Origin of the sequence: Micromonospora sp. C41 (assembly GCF_018070485.1) — a bacterium.
GTDB classification, from domain to species: Bacteria; Actinomycetota; Actinomycetes; order Mycobacteriales; family Micromonosporaceae; genus Micromonospora; species Micromonospora chalcea.
Map to the genome: position 1 here is coordinate 116,827 of NZ_JAGPXP010000012.1, position 18,138 is coordinate 134,964.

19 protein-coding genes, 1 tRNA gene, 1 other RNA gene and 1 pseudogene are annotated in these 18,138 nt (G+C 68.4%); 6 read left to right on the top strand and 16 right to left on the bottom strand.

Annotated elements, in window-relative coordinates:
• Positions 1 to 73: 73 nt before the first annotated feature.
• Positions 74 to 163, bottom strand: an RNA gene (gene ffs / locus KBX43_RS15530) — signal recognition particle sRNA small type.
• Positions 164 to 244: 81 nt separating this feature from the next.
• On the opposite strand from ffs, the gene KBX43_RS15535 reads away from it, so the two are divergent.
• Positions 245 to 329: transfer RNA gene (locus tag KBX43_RS15535), tRNA-Ser, on the top strand.
• A gap of 89 nt (positions 330 to 418) precedes the next feature.
• On the opposite strand, the gene KBX43_RS15540 is transcribed toward KBX43_RS15535, so the two are convergent.
• From KBX43_RS15540 to KBX43_RS15590, 11 genes are all read right to left on the bottom strand, one after another.
• Positions 419 to 1,684 carry a site-specific integrase gene (locus KBX43_RS15540; RefSeq protein WP_210885058.1) on the bottom strand — a complete coding sequence of 422 codons (1,266 nt, stop codon included), beginning with the start codon at positions 1,682 to 1,684 and terminating at the stop codon, positions 419 to 421.
• A 16-nt stretch (positions 1,685 to 1,700) separates the two neighbouring features.
• A complete protein-coding gene (locus tag KBX43_RS15545; protein WP_210885060.1) occupies positions 1,701 to 1,910 on the bottom strand; it encodes a helix-turn-helix domain-containing protein in 210 nt (69 codons plus the stop codon).
• 478 nt (positions 1,911 to 2,388) lie between these two features.
• On the bottom strand, positions 2,389 to 3,948 hold the full coding sequence (locus KBX43_RS15550) for a hypothetical protein (protein ID WP_210885062.1): 1,560 nt from the start codon (positions 3,946 to 3,948) through the stop codon (positions 2,389 to 2,391).
• Positions 3,945 to 4,919 (bottom strand): bifunctional DNA primase/polymerase, encoded by a 975-nt coding sequence (locus tag KBX43_RS15555; RefSeq protein WP_210885070.1) that lies wholly within the window; start codon positions 4,917 to 4,919, stop codon positions 3,945 to 3,947. The genes KBX43_RS15550 and KBX43_RS15555 overlap by 4 nt, the downstream gene beginning before the upstream one ends.
• A 32-nt stretch (positions 4,920 to 4,951) precedes the next feature.
• Complete coding sequence (locus KBX43_RS15560) at positions 4,952 to 5,251, bottom strand: hypothetical protein (protein ID WP_210885071.1); 300 nt, start codon at positions 5,249 to 5,251, stop codon at positions 4,952 to 4,954.
• Positions 5,251 to 5,547 carry a hypothetical protein gene (locus KBX43_RS15565; RefSeq protein ID WP_210885073.1) on the bottom strand — a complete coding sequence of 99 codons (297 nt, stop codon included), beginning with the start codon at positions 5,545 to 5,547 and terminating at the stop codon, positions 5,251 to 5,253. Before KBX43_RS15565 ends, KBX43_RS15560 begins: the two co-directional genes overlap by 1 nt.
• Before the next feature lie 387 nt (positions 5,548 to 5,934).
• The gene (locus KBX43_RS15570; RefSeq protein WP_210885075.1) at positions 5,935 to 8,148 is read right to left on the bottom strand and encodes a cell division protein FtsK; all 2,214 of its coding nucleotides are present in this window, start codon (positions 8,146 to 8,148) and stop codon (positions 5,935 to 5,937) included.
• The gene (locus tag KBX43_RS15575) at positions 8,145 to 8,432 is read right to left on the bottom strand and encodes a hypothetical protein (RefSeq protein ID WP_247677438.1); all 288 of its coding nucleotides are present in this window, start codon (positions 8,430 to 8,432) and stop codon (positions 8,145 to 8,147) included. Before KBX43_RS15575 ends, KBX43_RS15570 begins: the two co-directional genes overlap by 4 nt.
• A gap of 133 nt (positions 8,433 to 8,565) precedes the next feature.
• Entirely contained in the window at positions 8,566 to 9,357 is a 792-nt protein-coding gene (locus KBX43_RS15580; RefSeq protein WP_210885079.1) for an ABC transporter permease, read from the bottom strand.
• The gene (locus KBX43_RS15585; RefSeq protein WP_210885081.1) at positions 9,354 to 9,728 is read right to left on the bottom strand and encodes an RRQRL motif-containing zinc-binding protein; all 375 of its coding nucleotides are present in this window, start codon (positions 9,726 to 9,728) and stop codon (positions 9,354 to 9,356) included. Before KBX43_RS15585 ends, KBX43_RS15580 begins: the two co-directional genes overlap by 4 nt.
• Complete coding sequence (locus KBX43_RS15590; RefSeq protein ID WP_307851534.1) at positions 9,728 to 9,979, bottom strand: DUF6284 family protein; 252 nt, start codon at positions 9,977 to 9,979, stop codon at positions 9,728 to 9,730. The genes KBX43_RS15585 and KBX43_RS15590 overlap by 1 nt, the downstream gene beginning before the upstream one ends.
• Positions 9,980 to 10,886: 907 nt before the next feature.
• Between KBX43_RS15590 and KBX43_RS15595 the strand changes: the two genes are divergently transcribed.
• Together KBX43_RS15595 and KBX43_RS15600 are read left to right on the top strand one after the other, a co-directional pair.
• Positions 10,887 to 12,053 carry a hypothetical protein gene (locus KBX43_RS15595; protein ID WP_210885083.1) on the top strand — a complete coding sequence of 389 codons (1,167 nt, stop codon included), beginning with the start codon at positions 10,887 to 10,889 and terminating at the stop codon, positions 12,051 to 12,053.
• 4 nt (positions 12,054 to 12,057) lie between these two features.
• On the top strand, positions 12,058 to 12,612 hold the full coding sequence (locus KBX43_RS15600; RefSeq protein ID WP_210885085.1) for a cysteine hydrolase: 555 nt from the start codon (positions 12,058 to 12,060) through the stop codon (positions 12,610 to 12,612).
• Between the two features lie 82 nt (positions 12,613 to 12,694).
• On the opposite strand, the gene KBX43_RS32235 is transcribed toward KBX43_RS15600, so the two are convergent.
• Both KBX43_RS32235 and KBX43_RS15610 read right to left on the bottom strand, forming a co-directional pair.
• Positions 12,695 to 13,882: an XRE family transcriptional regulator gene (locus KBX43_RS32235; protein WP_210885087.1), complete on the bottom strand. Its 1,188-nt coding sequence runs from the start codon at positions 13,880 to 13,882 to the stop codon at positions 12,695 to 12,697.
• Positions 13,882 to 14,694 (bottom strand): hypothetical protein, encoded by an 813-nt coding sequence (locus tag KBX43_RS15610; RefSeq protein WP_210885094.1) that lies wholly within the window; start codon positions 14,692 to 14,694, stop codon positions 13,882 to 13,884. Before KBX43_RS15610 ends, KBX43_RS32235 begins: the two co-directional genes overlap by 1 nt.
• Positions 14,695 to 15,245: 551 nt before the next feature.
• Here KBX43_RS15610 and KBX43_RS15615 point away from each other — a divergent pair.
• Positions 15,246 to 15,551, top strand: a pseudogene (locus KBX43_RS15615) (type II toxin-antitoxin system RelE/ParE family toxin); the annotation flags it as partial.
• Entirely contained in the window at positions 15,551 to 15,856 is a 306-nt protein-coding gene (locus tag KBX43_RS15620; protein ID WP_043327835.1) for a helix-turn-helix domain-containing protein, read from the top strand. The pseudogene KBX43_RS15615 and the gene KBX43_RS15620, both read left to right, overlap by 1 nt.
• 65 nt (positions 15,857 to 15,921) lie before the next feature.
• Here the strand turns inward: KBX43_RS15620 and KBX43_RS15625 are convergent, their stop codons facing one another.
• Both KBX43_RS15625 and KBX43_RS15630 read right to left on the bottom strand, forming a co-directional pair.
• Positions 15,922 to 17,142: an RNA polymerase sigma factor gene (locus KBX43_RS15625; protein WP_043327834.1), complete on the bottom strand. Its 1,221-nt coding sequence runs from the start codon at positions 17,140 to 17,142 to the stop codon at positions 15,922 to 15,924.
• The gene (locus KBX43_RS15630; protein WP_043327833.1) at positions 17,139 to 17,471 is read right to left on the bottom strand and encodes a YciI family protein; all 333 of its coding nucleotides are present in this window, start codon (positions 17,469 to 17,471) and stop codon (positions 17,139 to 17,141) included. Before KBX43_RS15630 ends, KBX43_RS15625 begins: the two co-directional genes overlap by 4 nt.
• A gap of 153 nt (positions 17,472 to 17,624) precedes the next feature.
• On the opposite strand from KBX43_RS15630, the gene KBX43_RS15635 reads away from it, so the two are divergent.
• A complete protein-coding gene (locus tag KBX43_RS15635; protein WP_043327832.1) occupies positions 17,625 to 18,137 on the top strand; it encodes an NUDIX hydrolase in 513 nt (170 codons plus the stop codon).
• Position 18,138: the final 1 nt, after the last annotated feature.

Genomic DNA, 18,138 nt, shown 5'->3' on the forward strand with positions numbered 1-18,138 from the left:
CCGGTCGGCCCCGGGTGACCACCCACCACCCCGTGACCCGACCCGCAGCGACGTTACCCGGCCCGGGAGACAGAAAGGCCTCCCGTGCACCCGGCAGAGCTCGCTTATCCTTGCTGCCTTCCGGCCCTGGGGAGGTTCACGAGGTACCGCCGCACGGGAGGTGACGCCAAGCCTACCCGAAGGGTTGTGGATCTTCCGGGAGGGTGGGGTGGCCCGCCGTCGGGAGACCTGTATCCTGGCTCGCGGAGGATTCGCCTAGAGGCCTAGGGCGCACGCTTGGAAAGCGTGTTGGGTTAACACCCTCACGAGTTCGAATCTCGTATCCTCCGCTCGCTTGAGCAGGACAAACGACAGGGCCGGCCCCCACGGGGACCGGCCCTGAGTCGTCTCTACGGTCGCTGCCGTCTCAGTTGTAGTCTCACTTGCCTTGTTCCGGACGGCCGGGCGGCGGTTCGTCGCTACTCTCCCCCGGCCCGCACGGCGGGTCGCCCCAGAGAAGTCCGCCGAGCTGCTGCGCGATGTCCCGGCGCACCTGATCGGTCATGTGCTGGTAACGGACGGCCATTGCCGAGTTGGACCAGCCCATAATGCCCATTACCGCGCGGCCGGAGACGCCGAGGACTAGTAGCGCAGTGGCGGCGGTGTGCCGCGCGTCATGTAGCCGGCCGTCCCGCACTCCGGCGAGCTTGAGCAGCCGTTTCCACTCGTCGTAGTCCGTCGCCTGATGGATCGCCCCGCCGGTCGGTGAGGCGAACACCCAGCCCTCATCGCGCCAGAGCTGGGCGGCAGTTTCGCGCTCGGCGTCTTGTTCCTCCCGGTGCTGTCGGAGTAGGCCGATCAGGGCATCCGGCAGGCCGATGGAACGGCGGCCGGCGCGGGATTTGGTGTCTGCCGCTACCGGCCGCTCGTTCACCCGGTCGGGACACTGACCGGGCAACTTCTGCTCGCATTTCCCGTCACAGCCGTGCCGCCATTTCGGCCGGAGAAGCGCGCGGCGCACGGTCAGCGCTCCGTTGTTGAGATCCACGTCCGGCCATTTCAGGCCGAGCGCTTCACCCTGGCGCAGCCCGAGGGCGAGCGCTACCGCCCACCGGGCGCTGTTCCGCCGCGATGCCGCCGCGTGAAGGATCGCCTGCACCTCGGGAATGGAGTACGGCTGCACCTCGGAATCCGGGAGGCGAGGTGGCTTGGCCAGCGCAGCGGGATTCCGCGCAAGGTGCCCCCGGCGCACTGCCTCGCCGAGCGCGGTGCGGATCGTCCGGTGCGCCTGGTGGGCAGTTCCGGCAGCGCTGCCGTTGGCCAACATGCGGGCATATAGCTTCTCCAGGTGCTCCGGCTCCAAGCGGTCGAGGCGGTGGGCGCCCACGCCCGGGATCAAGTGCCGACGGACGGCCACCCGGTAGCCGTCGAGGGTGTTCGTACGAACCACCGGGCCGGCGATGTTCTCGACCCAGTGCATGAGCCACTTCTCGACCGTCCAGCGCTGCCCCGGCTTCCGTACAGTGCCGTTGTCCCGCTCCCGTTCGAGGGCGCGAACCTTGCGGATCACCTCGGCCTCGGTCTTCGCCTGGACGTGCCGCCGGTCCGGCTTCCCGTTGTCCTTCACGCCGACCGTCACGCGGCCGTGCCAATAGCCGTCACCGCCCTTGTAAATGCTCGATGCGCCATTCGGCTTACGTCCCATTGGCTGTCTCCTTTCGTCAGGCGGCGCGGTCGAGGTGGTTCGGCTCGGCGAGCAGGTTCCGCACGTACTCGTCGAGGCAGAACGTCGGCACCCTCCGGAGACGGCCGATGGTGACGGTGCGGATCTGGCCGGCTTTGATGAGGGCGTACATGGTGGTGCGGCCGATCCCGAGTCGTTGGGCGGCTTCTTCGATGGTCAGGACGACGCGAGTTTCTGGCGTGGGCACGGCTTCTCCCCGTTGTTCCGTCGTGTTGAGAGCGCCGGTGGTGGGCGTTCTCGTCGGGCGAGGGTCAGTTGCTAGGTGCGGCAGGCGGATCGATGACGGCCGCTAGGGCGGGCGGCTGAGATCGCCGTAGGGCCAAGATTTCGAGCCGGCCGGGGTGATGGCATGGGCCGGTTCGGCTCAGGGGCTCTCAGCGGGCCGGTCTGCGCGGGCCGGTCGCGGTGGTCGGCGCTCGTTGCGGGAGGGGCTGAACCATCTCCGCATCTCCGCATCTCCGCAAACATGGCCGTGAGCTGGGCGAATGCTTGCGGAGATAGAGCGGGGTGGTGAGGGTCATCTCCGCAAAGAGCCGGGATCTCCGCAGTTGGTTGCGGAGATGCGGAGATCGATGAACCTCTTTGGTCTGATCTCCGCAGAGTGTTTCCCCAGGTGGTGAGGGGTCGGTGCGGCGTTGCGGAGATGCGGAGATGGTTCAGCGGGTTTACCCCTCGTGCCGCTCCACCCAGAACACGGACCGGTCACCTCGGTCGTTGCGGCCGGCACGCACGACGTGCTCACCGCGCCACCGCCCGGCCTGCCCGGTCAGGAGCCGGCCGAGTTGCAGCGGGTTGGGTAGCCGGCCGTTGTGGGTGGTGATGAACTGCCCATCCCACGGGTCGTTGACGTCGCTGCCGAGGTGCATGGGCTCGCCGTCTTGCCGCAGTTCGGCGGCGGTCATCGCACGGCCGCCGTGGCGGTCGTGCCAGCAAGTGAGGAACGCGCGCCAGCGCGTTTCGTCTTCATCGATCTCACGAATATCGGCCGCGTTGGTCAGGAACCCGTCGATGCCGTGATGTGCCAGGAACCCGCCGAGGGCTTGCGCCCACGGGGTGAACTGCCGCATCGACAACCCGCTCACTCGGGGTGCGCCGCGCCTTGTCCAGTCGAGCACCAGCACGAGCAGGTGCCACAGGACGGTGAGTTGGTTGGCTGGGTCGGTGATCCACTGGTCAAGGTGCGGAATGCCGAACCCGCGTTGGTCGCGCAGCTCGGGGCGGGGCATGTCCGGGTCGAGGCGCACCCGCACCGTGCGGGAAGCCATGTCCCCGCCGACCTGGAGGTTGTTGCCGGTGGCCATCCACAGCCGGTCGTTGACGGTGGCGACGTTGCGCGACGCCCCTAGCTGCCGGTCGGACCACACGCCGGAGGTGACGAGCTGGGCGAGCACGGCCGAGTCGATGACGGTGCCCTCGGCCAGGTTGTCCCAGATCACCACACCGACCTGCTCGGCCAGCACCGCCGTGATGGACTTGCGCAGTTCCTCATCCGAGTAGGCCCAGGTCATGACCCGTTGGCCGTAGAGCATCCCCGGCCCGGCCGTGAGGATCGTCTTACCCGATGACGGCATGGTCGCGTCGATCAGCGCGAACGGCGTCAGGGAGCGGGTGAAGTGCCGCAGGATCGGCGTGGCCAGCAGCGCCACGTAGTTCGCCCGGTCAGCCGCGGACGCCCACGGGAAGTCCCGCAGGAACCGGCCGAGCAGGAACGTGCGCGCCTCATCGACCTGCTCCGGGGTCGGTTCGTCCGGCACCGGAGGAAGCGCCACCTTGGATGCCAGGTAGAGGCCGGTCGCAGGGTCGTAGCCGGGCTGTTGGAGCAGGGTGCCGTCCCGGCGCAGAACCGGGGCACCGATGATCCCGCGCAGCGGCGGCACGCCCGGCCACGTCTTCCCGGCCAGCACCGAGGACAGGATGTCCCGGGGTGGGGTCACCTCGTCTTCGTACATTTCGGGGTCGCCGGTGTCGCTCTTGCGGGTCTTGAGCCGGTACACGTAGGCGTGCTCGGCAAGCAGCCCGGCCAGCCCGGCAGGGTTGACCATGCTGGCCGACACCGGCAGCGGCGAGTCCTCATCGGCGGCGGTGGCCAGCCCACCGGAAACGGCCTCCATGTGCACCAGGGAACCGGCGGACACGTAAGTGTCGGGGAGCAACCCGTCGACCAGCGCCGCTTTGAGCACGCGGATCGTTTCGGGGCCAGAGCCGATCTGCAACCGGGTCGTCATGCCGCAGCCCTCCCCACCCCGGCAAGGGTGCGCGGGTTGCGCGCCCCGGTCCGCAGCCCCGACGCGATCGTGCGCGCGACCTCCCCAGCCGGCAGGCCGAGCGACAACGCGGCCGGTTCCAACACGGCGCTCACGTCGGCGGCGGTGAGCGCACCTCCCGCCACGAGCTGCCCGAGCGCCACGGCTGAGGCGAACAGGGCGTGATTGCGCTGCCCCTCCGGGGCGGCGGTGAGGTGGCCGACCTGCCGGCGGATCGCTGCCGCGAGGTACGCGCCGCGCCGATCGGCCGGCAGCGCCACCGGGGCCGGGCGGTGCGCGGGTCGCGGGGCGGGGGCGAGCAGCCCAGCCACCCACGCGGGCAGTGGCGCGGGGTCGCAGTCCAACGCCACCGCGTACGGGTGGCCGGCGGCGGTGCTTGCGGCGCCCACCACGTAGCCGCCGTGGGCGCGAGTGTCGACCTTCCAGCCCAGCCCGCCCCGGTCGCCGGTCGTGTTGCGCAGCTCCGGGCCGGCGGGGTGGCGGTAGTAGAGGTGACTGCCGCCGCTGGCCGTGGTCACGGTGTACGTGGCGTCGATACCGCCGTGCCCGGCGGCGAGGGTGGCGAACACGTCCAGGCCGTCACCCGCCCCGGCCCACTGCGGCGGCGGCGTGTCGTCGGCGTGCTTGGGCACGTCCAGGTCGACCACGACCAGCCCGGACGGGCCACACGCTATGCCGATGCCGTAGGGGCGGGTCGACCACGCCCGGCGGATCCGGCCGGGGTCGGTGGTGGCTCGTTCCTCCCAGCCGACGTGACGGCCGGCGACGCGGCAGCGCGGGTCGGTACGAGGGCAGCGCTCGGCGGTGCAACGGTTCGGGAACGCGGGCCGCTTGGCCGCATCCGGGTTGTCGGGCCGGTCGTCGGGACGCAGGGGAAAGACGTGCCAGCCGCGCGCAGCGTGCGCGAGCGCGGCGGTCAACAGGTCAGGCATGGGGCATCTCCCAAAGGTTCGGGGGAATCGGGTCAGGCCGGACGGCGAGCAGCGCGGGCGGCCGTGAGGTCGATCAGCGCGCCACCGGAGGCGTCCGGGGTGCCGGTGGGCCGCTGCCGGGCGGCGGCGACGCTGAGGCGTAGATAGAGCCGGTAGCGGCCCGCGTCGGCACCGGTCAGCGGCCGGCGGGTGCCGTGCTGCGTGAGGTGCCCGGCGTCGACCAGCGCGGCGGTCGCGGCGTCCAGCTCGGCCGGCGTGCCGGTGAGCCACACCTCCAACCCGGACAACCGGGCGTCACGCGGCGACGGCCCATCGTGGCGTGCAGCAGACATCAGGCGGCCCGCCTCGGTCGGGGACGGCCCGCAATGGCGGCGCGGGTCACGGCCTGGCGCAGGTCACCGAGCAACCCGACCAACTGCCGCCGCGCCGCCACCTCGCCCGGCGCGAGCGCAACCCTCACGCGGACCTCGGCGTGTTCGCGGCCGGCGGCGGTGCGGACCCTGACCAGGACGGCACGGGAGCGGCCGGGAATGTCGACCACGATCTCTTCCGAGCGGTGCTCGCCGAGGCCGCAGCGGTGGTCTTTGCCGCACCAATCGGTGTGCCCGGCGCGGGCGCGGCGGTTCATCGGTTGGCCTCGGCGCGTAGGCGGTGAAAGTGGTTGTAGACGCGTCGTCCGGTGCGCAGTCGGTGGCCTCGGTCGCAGCGCCGGCAGGCACGCGGGCGGTGGAGCACGCGGGTGGTGATGCGGCCGGTGCCGGCGCACCGCTGGCAGGTCTTGACGGGCTTGACCCAACACAGCCCGGCGTAACCGAGCGTGATCAGGGCGGGGATCGCGGCGAGGGTGATAGCGGCGGTCAGGTGGGGGTTCACAGGTGCCTCCCGGGCCGGTTTTTGGGTGCACGGGGCCGTGAGCTGCTATCTGCTAGGTCGCAGCTCATGATTCGGATCGGGTGCTAGCGAGGGTGCTAGCGCTAGCAGGACGGGCCGCTAGCGCTAGCACCCCCAGAGGCGGTTAGCTGGCGGACCGCTTGCGGTCACGCTCCGCAATCGCGGCGAGCACGTCGGGGTGCTTGATGCCGCGTCGGGTGGTGGCCTTGCCGTCGATGCGCCGGCCCACGTCGGCGACCTTCACGAGCGGGTGGGGCTTGAGCGCGGTGGTGAGCTGCGCGGCCTCCCACCCGCCGTAGACGTCGGGTCGCAGCTCGACCAGCAGCGCACACAGCGTCTCGTTCCACACCGCCTTCTCATCGCCCGGCCAGACGCGGGCGAGGTCGCCGAGGACGTCGGCGACCGGGGCGACGTCGCGGGTTTGCTCGTCCAGCTTCGGCAGTGTCCCGGCCGTGGTGCGCAGCGCGACGGCGCGGGCGACGATGCGGGCGGCGGCGGTGGTGTCGACGTAGAACGACCGAACCGCCGACGCCTTCGCACCGAAGCCGCGCAGGATGCCCCACCCGGCCTCGGCCACCGGCTGAAACACGGTCGCCCGGTAGCCATTCTTGTACGCCGACGTCCCAAGGATCATGTCGTTAGCGGTCTGGTCGGCCACGGACAGGCAGAACCGGGAGTTGACGTTGCGGGTGATGCCGGTCGGCAAGCTGTCCTTGTCCGGGATCTGCGTCCCGATCAGGATGATCACACCCAACGCCCGGCCGAGCTTGATGACCTTCTCCAGGATCTCTCCGGCTTCCTTGCCGTACTTGCTGGTCATCAGCTCTTGCAGCTCATCGAACCACGCCACCAGCGGGTGAAGGCCCGATCCCTTGAGCGACGCCAGTTCCGGGGTCACCTTGTTCTCGGGAGCCTTGCCCAACCGGGCGTAGTGCTCGATGCGCTTGGAGCGGCGGCGGCACTCTTCGTACAGCCACTCGATGAAGGCGAAGCAGCGGGCGAGGGTGTCGTCATCGAAGCCGTTGCCGTACTCCGCCATCACCGGCTCAAGCACCGCGAAGTCGCCAACGCCCTTGAGTTCGTAGCCTCGGATTTCGGTGCGGGCGTCCAACGCGGCGGCGAGGATCAGATCGCGTAGCGCGAATGTCTTGCCGCTGCCGGGCTGGCCGCCGAAGAGGTAGTTGCGGAACATCAGGTCCACCGCCACCGTGTCGAGGCGGGGCGTGGTGGCGAACGGGAACGCCTTGAACACGTCCACCTTCGCTGACTCGGACAGCAGCGGCCACGCGGGTTGCTTCATCTGCGACGCCGGCTCGTACCCGACCCACAACGCCAGCCGGCCCGTGTGACCGGGTGCCGGTTCGGGCCATACCTGGTCGAGGGGCAGCCGCATCGCCGACGCCAACCGGCCGCGCCGGGCGACCACCTCGGCGGCCTCCACCCCGTACGGCAGGTCGACCACGGCCAGGTGCCCGGGGCCGTCGCGGTGAATGTCCACCGGGAACGAAATGGCCTTGGGGTCCTTGGCAACCGCTGAGTTGATCGCGGCCATCTGCAACGAGGTCAACGCCCGGCGGACCAGCTCGGCGGTCAGCTTGCGGTAGCGGGTGCCCTCGGTGACCCGGTCGGTGAGCGGCTTGTCCGCCGGTCGCCCGAGCGTGGCCAGCAGCGGCACCACCGCCGCGAGAGCGACCCATCGCCACCACGGCGGACCCACGGTGAGCACGATCGCCCCGGCGACAGTCGCGCCGGCACCGAAGGCGAGCACCCACCACCGCCACACCGATTGGCGCTGCCGGCGGGCGTCGAGCTTGAGCCACACGTCGGCCTCACCACGCGACGCGGCGGCCTGCCGCAGGTGCCAGTTGCCCTCTTCGGCACTGGCCCAGTGCACCGCCCGACCGAGGCCGCGGAACAGCCCGACCGGTGCCCACACAGCGGTTTTCGCCGCGTACTTCGGCAGCCGCACCACGTGGTAGGCGGTCACGTAGCCGGCATCCTTCGATTGGTGCCGCACGGCGGCGCGCATACCGCGCCACGAGCGCGCCCACTCGGCCAGGATCGGCCGGCGCTCCCGCTGCCGGGCCAACACCTCCGGCGGAATGTCCTCAGCCGCGTCCACCAACCCGCCGACGCGTTCCGGCCCGTCGTCGACCGTCTCGGCGTCGTCCTGCTCCGTGTCGTCCGCCTCGGCCGGCGGTCGGGGGCGGGGCACCCGGCGGGCGCGGGCGTCGTCCAGGTCGACCACCTCGGCACCCTCCCCGGACGGGCTGGTGAGGTCGTTCTCGGCGGCCTGCCAGTCGAAACGGTCGCCGGGCTCGTTGTTCGGGGCGCTCATCGGGACTCCTTCCCGGTGCGGATGACAGCGATCGGGGCGCACAGACGGCCGTAGGCGTCGATCCCCCACGGGGTGGTGCGGATCAGACGGCGCTCGGCGAGGGCGGCGGCAACGGCGGTGAACTCTCGCTCATCGGGCCGGTCGTACTCCTGCATGCGGATCGGCAGGTCGACCCACTCGGTGCCCTGGTTGTAGTCGATGAGCAGGATGTATCCGCCGCTCGCGGCGGGAGCGATGGTGGCGCGCAGCGGCGTGCCGAGCCAGATCGGGCGGCGGGGCCGCAAGCGGGTCGCTGCTTTCCGCAGCGCTCGCAAGGGTGACAACATCAGTGATCTCTCCTGAAGGTCTAGGTGCCGGATGGGAGGGCCGGCGGCACGGCATCGGTTTCCAGGCCAGGGGCCGTGCCGCCGGGCGGAACTAGTCGTGCGTACGCACCAGGTGCGCGAGCGCGGCGCCCATGCCGAGCACCGCCACCGGCAGGCACGCCACGGCGGTAGTGATCCACCACGGGGCCGACGTGACCCCGGCCGCTTCGAGCAGGTGGTAGGCGACCTGACCGAGTGCGCCGATGGCGAGGGAGCCGAGGGCGGACCACTTGGCGAACCGGCGTGCCCGCTCGGGCACCCGGCCGGACAGCCACACGTAGAGGGCGTACGCGCCGTAGGTCTCCACGCCGATCGGGAGGGTGATCGCGCTGTTGATGGAGAAGCTGTCCCAGATGCCCGGGAGCGGGTGCACGATGCCGAATCCGGTGAGTCCGCCGAGGCCGACCCACCCGGACCAGATGGCGACGAACGCGGGCAGGGCCAGCAGCACCACCGGCCACACCACCGCCGACCGGACCGGCGTGGGCGGGGCGGGCGTGTCCGGGCGACTGACCGGCGCGACCTGCTCGACCGGCTCGGGCGGCGTGATCTCCGGGGCGGGCGTCGGGTCCGGCTCGACCGGCGGGGCGGCCTCGGGTGCGACCGGCGCGGGTGCCGGGTCCGGGGTGCCCGGGTCGGTGGCGTCGGCCGGCGGCGCGGCGGGCTCGGTCTTGAGCAGGGTCAGCAGTTCGCCGGCCTTCGGTGCGCCGATGCGGAACTCCCGCATGAGCCGGTTGCGCGACGGGAACGCCTCCCCGTCCGGCAGGTCCAGCGCGCGGGCCGCCGGAAGCAGGTCTTCGATGGGTTGGGGGTAGCGGGTGCCGTTGATGGTGGGGGCGGTCATGCTGCGTCCTCCTGGGGGAAGGCGCACGCGAGGCATTCGCCCAGCGAGCGCGGGATGAAGTACGGCCGCACCGTGTGGCAGGTACGGCAGGTCCGGCGGGCCGTGAGCGCCTTGCCGATCGCGGCGCGCTGCGCGGGGGTCGCGGTGCGCTTGGGCGCGGCGAGGTCGAGGCGGTAGAGGTAGGCGGTGCGGGTGCCGCCGATCCCTTGCCAGAGGATCTGAGCGGCGACGGGTTGACCGCCGGGGCGTAGGCCGGCGGCGGTCAGTTGGCGGCGGGTGGCGTAGCCGGGCGGGGCACCCTTCCACCAGTAGGTAGGGATGCCGAACCTTGCTCCGTCCGGGTCGAAGTAGGCGGCGCGGATGCGGGCCATCAGGCCGCGCGGCGCGGGTCGGTGCGGGTCGCGGTGTCGGTGGCGGCGCGGGTGACGCGGGCCTCGGCCCGGCGCAACCGACGCCAGTCCAGCGCGGTCGGGCCGCCGTGGTCCTCGGCGTAGATCAGGGTGATCTCGGCGTCGAGCAGGTCCAGCTCGGCCGCGATCAGCGGCCACTCCGCGTCGATCGCGGCCAGGTCGCCAGCGGTCGGCTCGGCGGCGGCGGTGGTGGTGGGGAGATTGGTGATCACTTCGATCGGTTCCTTCCGGAACGGCGAGAACGCACAGCCGGCGGACAGGACCGGCAGTGACGCTCATCGGGTGCCAGCGGGGCGAGCCGGTCGCACCGGTTGCAGGTACGCCACACGGCGCTGCTCTTGGTAGTCACTCGAACGGCAGCGAAGACGCTCACGGTCATGACGGCTCACCTCCACAAGCGGGATCAAGGACGGAAAACCCGGGAAGGCCGCGCACCAGAACGGCGCGACACCCCACCCCGGGGCATATGCAGAGAGGCAGAAGACGTTCCGCGCGCCAAGACCCGACCCGCTCGGCCCGCTCGCTCGGGATCTACCGAGGTCGGCCACCGTGTGACTCAAGGCGGGAATACCGCAAGCCAGATCAAACGCGGCGCTTCTGCTCTGAAGTTCTCAATGAACGACCGCACAGCGGGACGTAGGCGCGCAGTGCTGTTACGCACTGCCTTCCCCGGACCCCAACTGACGAGATACAGCGTGGCGTTGTATTCGTGACGCTACAACGCCACGTTGTATTCGCGCAAGCACCTGTACCGCGTAGGCTTGTACTGATGACTGACGCCGACCTGCCCGCCGACTGGTGGACGACAGACCACGTACGCACCTACCTCGCCTCGGTAGGTGCCCCGATCAGTCGCGCAACCTGGGCTTCTTACGTCTCACGCGGGCAGGCTCCCGCGCCTGACCGGATGTTCGGCCGGTCCCCGGCGTGGCAGCCCGAGACGATCCGGAAGTGGCAGGCCGAGAGGCCGCGTAAAGGCACCACCGGCTAGGTCGGATCATCTGGTGCCTCCTGTCCTCGGCTCCCGTCTGCGGCGGCACCTTGCTCGCCTGCCAATGAGACTGCCCGCCGAGCAGCGATCCAGGCAGGTCCTACGCACGGACACGAAGGACACGCCCTATGTCCACTGAGGTCCCACGGCAGTACAAGCCCAATCTCGTGTTGGTCAACCGCAGGAAGGCGGCCGGCTGGGAGTCGCGCAAGCGCGCTGCGCGAGAGCTGCACCGCGTCGGCCAACAGCGCGGCATCCGCGAGACACCCACAGTCGAGGCCATCGAAAAGGCGATGTACCGACACGAGACCGGGCGCGTAGCGGTCACCGACCCGATCTACCGGCAGCTCTACTGCCTGGCGTACGACGCAAAGCCCCACGACCTGTTCGGCGAACTGACCGGCAACGCCGAGGACCGGCCGCATTTCACGGCACGGTCTCACAAGTTCGTGACGGCGTTCGTCGGCGCTGAGGGGGCCGCCCGGTTGCGGGAGAGCGCAGGCTGCACGCCGGCCGTGAGACAGTGGCACACCTGCTACTCGGCACCAGTCGAGCACCCGGAAGGCGACTGCACCCTCTACGTCTGGCCGTGCGGGTCGGTGGTCTTCCACCTTGTCGAACCTGTGCAGTTGTCCACGATCGCGGCACTAGCCGCGTGGCGGGTCGCCTCCTATGGCGACAACATCAAATGGGCTATCGATTACCTCGCGCCCACCGCGCCGGTTGCGGATGAGTCTGCGGTGTACGTTCTCGGTGCTCATTGGGTTGTTGAGCCTGCATGGCCGGCAGAGCTACTAGGAACCGCGCTCCGCATCATGTCGACGCCGAAGGTGTTGTTGCACCGCGATCGGCCGATGGACGACGAACACTTGGCGCATGCCGAACTGGTCGAGCAGTTGTTGCTAGCCGAATCGTACGATCACGCAGGCATCGAATCATTCGGCGTACCGGGAATCTCTGCGGGCTACGCCTCATGGTCCGGAGTCGTGTACCACCCGATCTCTGCCGAGCGCTCCCTAACCGAGTCCGAGATAATCTCGTGCGAGCTTGCGATTCAATCCATGTGGGCATATAGCGACGCGATCGGCCGCCAGATAGAACAGGGGCGAGACCCACAGGTGCCGCCGGAACATGGATGGCGCTACCTTCGGGGAGTGCGCTCCCGGCTTGCTGTTTCCCGCCTACGGGAGACCGGACAGCATCAGGCGATGCGCCGAGCAATCCTGCGAACGTGTGACCTAATGCCAGCACTAGACCAAGCCATCGAAACCCTCCGTGATACGGATCGAGGTTGAGCCAATGACATCCGGTCGCCCTGTACTTGTCGTAACCGACATGCAAAACGGCTTCGTACGAGAGCAGTCAGCGCACATCGTGCCTGTCGTCGTCGACCTGGTACGCCGCTGGCAGGCAGCCGGCGGCGACACGCTTTTTACCCGGTACCTGAACTACCCTGGCAGCCCGTTCGAGCGCTTCTTCGGATGGCGGAGACTCCAATCATCTCCCGATACCGACATCGTGCCCGAACTGCTGCCATATGCCGAGCGAGGGGCAACCCTTGACAAGAAGATTTACAGCCCCTTCACTCCTGAAGGTGCGCGGCTGGTCGAACGGCGAGGCTGGAAGGAACTCTATTTTTGCGGGATCGCGACTGAGAGTTGCGTGCTGAAGGGCGCGGTTGACGCATTCGAGCGTGGCTTAACTCCGTGGCTAATCGCCGACGCGTCCGCCAGCCATGCCGGCACTGCGGCCCATGACGCGGGCCTGCTGGTTGCTCGACGCTTCATCGGCCCCAAGCAGGTCATAACGAAGGCAGACATCCCGGAAGATCTGCTAGCAGGCAGAGTGCTGTAGACGGGCACTACTGCCCTGACCGGCCCAATAGGGAGAGGGTGGAGAGCCGCAGCTCTCCACCCTCTCCCTATTGAACTAGGCGCTATACGCTGAACAAGGGAATTGCATCTTCCGAAATAGCGCCGGTGTCAGCACTCTTTCGCCGGGAGGCACTAGGCACTTCACCTGAGGCAACGTTCCGTACGGGAATGCGAGATGTCGCCGCTTCAAATATCGGCAATGGCACCCGGCACTCCCGAGCCAAAGCTACGGGGGTATAGCCACCTTCGGTCAGCAGTTCCCTACCTTTAGGGAGAGCCGAAGGACTCTCAACAGCCGGCATTGGGCCAGGCTCCCGGCGTCGCCACCCTCGGGCGGATAGCGTGGTCATGGCGTTCTCATACGTAGAGGCACTCATGACACCGAGTTGACGTGCCCGATAGAGAAGCGCCTGCATGCTCACCCGCCACTCGTCCTTTAGAACCATCAGGCTTCGCCAGTCAGCTTTGCGTGGCAGTACCTGAACTATTTCCTCCGCTGGCATAAGGAACTCTGCGGCGAACCGGTTCGCCTGATCCTCCACGATCCGATCGCCTGGTTCCGCCTCAGCATGCATGACTAGGTGACCAAGTTCGTGAGCTACGTCGTACCTCTGACGGTAGTAGTCGTCCTTAACGGGATTCAGCAGCACTATGGGACGAGCCGGCTCGCTGAACGAGAAGGCATCGACGGATGCTGCTTGCGGGGTGGAAAAAACCACGAGAATGCCGTGGTTTTCCACTAGGCGCACCAAATGCCCAATAGGGCCGGGTGGTATCCGCCAAAGCAGCCGGAGGCGGCGAGCCGCCGCCTCCGGCTGACTTAGATCCATGCAATCTAAAGCAACAGGGATCTCAGGCACGTCGCAGTCCGGGAATTCAACGTGCCGACCAAACACCGTCGCGATATCGTTCACAAGCAGCCCATACGCGTACGCTTGATCTCGCGTGATCTGCGGCGTAGATCGCAACGACCTAAAATGTGGTGCAGGCAAACTGCCTCTATCCCCATCTCCGGCCAGAAAGAAGGCTGGCTCCACACCAAGCGCTAGGCATAGTTGGGCCACAGTAGCAGGGGCCGGACGCTTTGTGCCGTTCTCGTAAGAAGAAACGGCGGTAGGCGTCTTTCCGATCAGTTCGGCAAGTCCGTTCTTCCTCAGTCCAGAAATCTGGCGGGCAATAGTCAGACGCCTGCCGCTAAATAGGCGGGCAACGTCGAGTAGTTCGAGGGCGGGAGGCTTGGGGGAAGTCATTATCCCTCGTTCTGTGCTGAATTTTCTTGGATGTTCTTGTTACGCAGACGAACGGGCACATCCGGTACGCCAATGTCGGCGATCCGATCGGGCGTACGCGAGTCCGGAATTCCTCTGCCTCCATTACGGGGGCCTTGGCCCGAACCACCGTCATCCTCCAGGATATCCGCGCACCAGTGCCAAGCAGTGCGGCGGCGCTGCCTGATCTTCGGCCGGCCTAGGTAGAACTCGGGCATGCCGAAGTCCAGATCAATACCGTGTGCCACAACCAAAGTGGTGGAGTCGTCGCTATTAATTGCATCAACAGTCATCATGATCTGGAATATCTCTTCCAGGCCAGACGGAATTTCTAGCGGGAGCTGGCCCGGATACGGCTGCGACGCGGCCTTCCGCTTGGTCGGGCTCTTCCATCTCATATACTTGACCTCGCCGGCCTTAGTCGAGGCGAGTAGCCAGCGCCAGCGCCCGAGCCTCCAACCTGGAGAGCCGTTCAGGTCCGCTTGCACCACGGTGCCCGGTGGAATTTTGGGCCTGGACCGGAACTCAGCGTCGCTGATACCTGCCGCAACGATGTCAAGGCCAGCATCCGCTTGCTCTGGTGATTCAACGAAGTACTTGCCGCAGGAGAAGACGCGATCGAGTCGGTCGCACAAAAGCTTGTGAGCGACAGTGCCGACCGTTGTCTGGTCGTGACCCGTCTCGGGCTCGTAGTCGCGCCAGGTCCTCTGGTACGCCGAGCGACGCGCCCACTGCAACCCGGCAAGAACACCGGCGGCCTCTAAATCCGCCAGCACTTCTTCCTGCTCATCCATGCCGAGGAGACTATCTGATCTCCAACTTTTTTGCGCTCACTGAACCGATGTGACTCCGGTCACAGGTTCCCGCCACCACCAAACCTGTGCTAGCGCCCGCCTACTGCCGGCCGGTCGACTAACCCGTCCGTAGTCTCAATCATCGTCTCGTTCGTCTACGTACGCGGCCGTCCGGCAGGCTCCCGTTACGGGCTAAGCCTGCCGCCTGAGACGGCCGCAGCCCCAGGCGAACGCGAGACGACAGACTTGGAAAGCGTGTTGGGTTTACACCCTCACGAGTTCGAATCTCGTATCCTCCGCTCGCTTGAGCAGGAAAAACGACAGGGCCGGCCCCCACGGGACCGGCCCTGAGTCGTCTCTACGCTCGCCCTCGTCTCACTTGCCATGGTCCGGCCCGCCTGGTTGCTCGCGGCCGGCCGCTCGGCCAGATCGCTGGCGGCTGTCATGAATCGCAGAGATCAGCTCTCCCCGTCACTCGCGCGCAGACACAGGCTGATCTTTTGTCGCACTCCTGACGCTACGTAGTATCAGACCTTCACTTCAGTAAGGATGACCCGGATTCCGCAGGCCAGGTGGCCGCCGCCATTGACCTGCTCGCCGAGGAAGGCCCGGCCCTCGGGCGGCCCCTCGTTGACCATGTGAAGGGCTCCGACTACAAGAACATGAAGGAGCTCCGGCCGGGCTCGGCGGGGGATACGGAGATCAGGATCCTGTTCGCCTTCGACCCCCAGCGGGAGGCCATCCTCCTGGTCGCGGGTGACAAGGCCGGCAACTGGAAAGGCTGGTACGAGACCAGCATCCTCGAAGCGGACCAGAAGTTCACCGAGCACCTGCGAGAGCTGAAGGGACAACGCTGATGGCACGTAGCTGGCGGGACGTTCGCTCCCGCGCCGACCTGAACGAGACCACCGTCGAGCAGCACAAGGAGCGGATGCGCGGCGAGGTCCGCGCCGCGCGCCTGCGCGAGATGCGCGAGCGCAGGGGCCTGACCCAGCAGCAGGTCGCTGACCGCATGAAGGTGTCGCAGCCTCGCGTCGCGGCGATCGAGAACGGCGAGTTGCCGAAGGCCGAGGTCGGCACTGTTGTGCGTTACATCAGGGCCCTCGGCGGCAACGTGGAGATCGTCGCTGACTTCGAGGGCGAGCGGGTCACCCTCAGCTGAGTGGGCAAGAGACAGACACGAAGGGGCACCGCTTGCGGCGCCCCTTCGGCGTTCCATGGCACTCCTCACCCGGTGCCCAACTGGTCCCGCCGCCGCTTCAAGTACGCCGTCTCCGCGCTGTTCCCCGCCAACTCGATCGCCCGCTCGTACGCCTCCCGCGCCTCCCCACCCCGCCCGATCCGCCGCAGCAGCTCGGCCCGCGTCGCGTGGTACGCGTGATATCCCTCCAGCGGCAACCCGTCCACCTCGGCGAGCGCCACCTGCGGCCCGTCCAGTTCGGCGACCGCCACGGCCCGGTTGAGTCGCACGATCGGCGACGGGTCGACGCGTACCAAATGGTCGTAGAGCGCGGCGACCTGCGACCAGTCGGTGTCCCGCGCGTCGCGGGCGTCGGTGTGTACGGCGTTTATCGCGGCGAGGATCTGGTAGCGGCCCGGCGGCCGTGCGGCGGCGATGCACGCGCGGACCAAGGCGTGGCCCTCGGCGATGAGGCCGCGGTCCCAGGCGCTGCGGTCCTGCTCGGCGAGGACGACGAGTTCGCCGGTCGCGGAGACCCGGGCGGGCCGGCGGGCCTCGGTCAGCAGCATCAGAGCCAGGAGACCGGTGACCTCGTGGTCGTCGGGCAGCAGCGTACGGACCAGCCGGGTGAGCCGGATCGCCTCGCCGGTCAGGTCGGCGCGCACCGCCTCCTTGTCGGGGTCGGAGGCGAGGTAGCCCTCGTTGAAAACCAGATAGAGAACGGCGAGCACGCCGGTGACGCGGGTCGGCAGGTCCTCGCGGGACGGCACCCGGTACGGGATCCCGGCCGCCTTGATCTTCGTCTTGGCCCTGGTGATCCGCCGGCTCATGGCGGCTTCCTGAACCAGGTACGCCCGGGCGATCTCCGGCACTGTGAGTCCGCCGACCAGGCGCAGCGTCAGCGCCACCCGCGCTTCCATGGCCAGCGCCGGATGGCAGCAGGTGAAGATCAGGCGGAGCCGGTCGTCGTCGATGACACCGAGCGGTTCCGGCACGTCGGTCAGCATCAGCGCCTCCCGGTGCTTGTCCTCCCGCCGGCTCTCGCGCCGGATCCGGTCGACGGCCCGGCGGTACGCGGTGGTGGTGAGCCACGCGCCCGGGTTCGGCGGTACGCCGTCGGCCGTCCACCGTTCGACGGCGGCGGCGAACGCCTCGGCGGTCATCTCCTCGGCCACGTCGAGATCGCCGATGCGCCGGGCGAGCGTGGCGACCACCCGGGCCCACTCCTCGCGGTGGACCCGGGTCAGCACCTCGCCGACGTCTGTCACGCGCCCAGGAACGGCCGCAGCTCGACCCGCCTGTTGCACCGCTGCGACGCCAGCGCGGCGAGCGGGAGCGCCACGTCGAAGTCCGGGGCCTCGATGATCCAGAACCCGCCGACGTACTCCTTCGTCTCCAGGTAGGGCCCGTCGGTGAGCAGCGGGCTCCCGTCCCGCGCGTCCACCACCGTGGCGGTCTCGGGCGCCGCGAGGCCACCGGCGAAGACCCAGTGGCCGTCGGCGCGCAACCGCTCGTTGAACTCACCGATCGCGGCCATCTCCGCCTCGGTGGCCGAGCCGGTGGTGTCGTCGAGTACGGAGATCAGGTACTGCGCCATCGGTTCCTCTTTTACTATCGTCGGCCGCCGTCACCCCGGCTACGAACGCCTCCACCCCGATCCGACCACCTCCGCCGAGATCGACCAGGCGATTCTCGTACGCGAACGCCGAGGCCGCTGCCGACGGCGTGAGGACGGCCGACAATCGTCGGTATGGCCGACGAGCGTCCCCTGTACGAGCGAGATCCGGCAGCCTGGCAGGCCCACCTCGCCGAGGGCAACGCGCGGCAGCCCCGGAAGCGGGTGGGAGCCGACGTACTGCTGCGCAACGGTGACGGCGACGTCCTGCTGGTAGATCCGCGCTACAAGCCGGACTGGGACCTGCCGGGCGGCATGGCGGAGGCGAACGAGCCGCCGCACCTGGCCGCCGAGCGGGAGATGCGCGAGGAGTTGGGTCTCGAACTACGCGTCGGACCGTTGCTGGTGGTGGACTGGGTCGCACCGCACGGCCCGTGGGACGACAGCCTGATGTTCATCTTCGACGGCGGTGCACTGCCTCCCGCCGAGCCGTTGAAACCGGCTGACGGCGAACTGGCTGACGCACGATTCGTTGCGCTCGATGATGCGCAGGCGCTGCTTCGCCCGTACGTTTGGCATCGGCTGCGTCACGCGGTGGCCGCGCTGAGCGACGGACGCCCGAGGTATCTGACCAACGGAGCCACCTGAG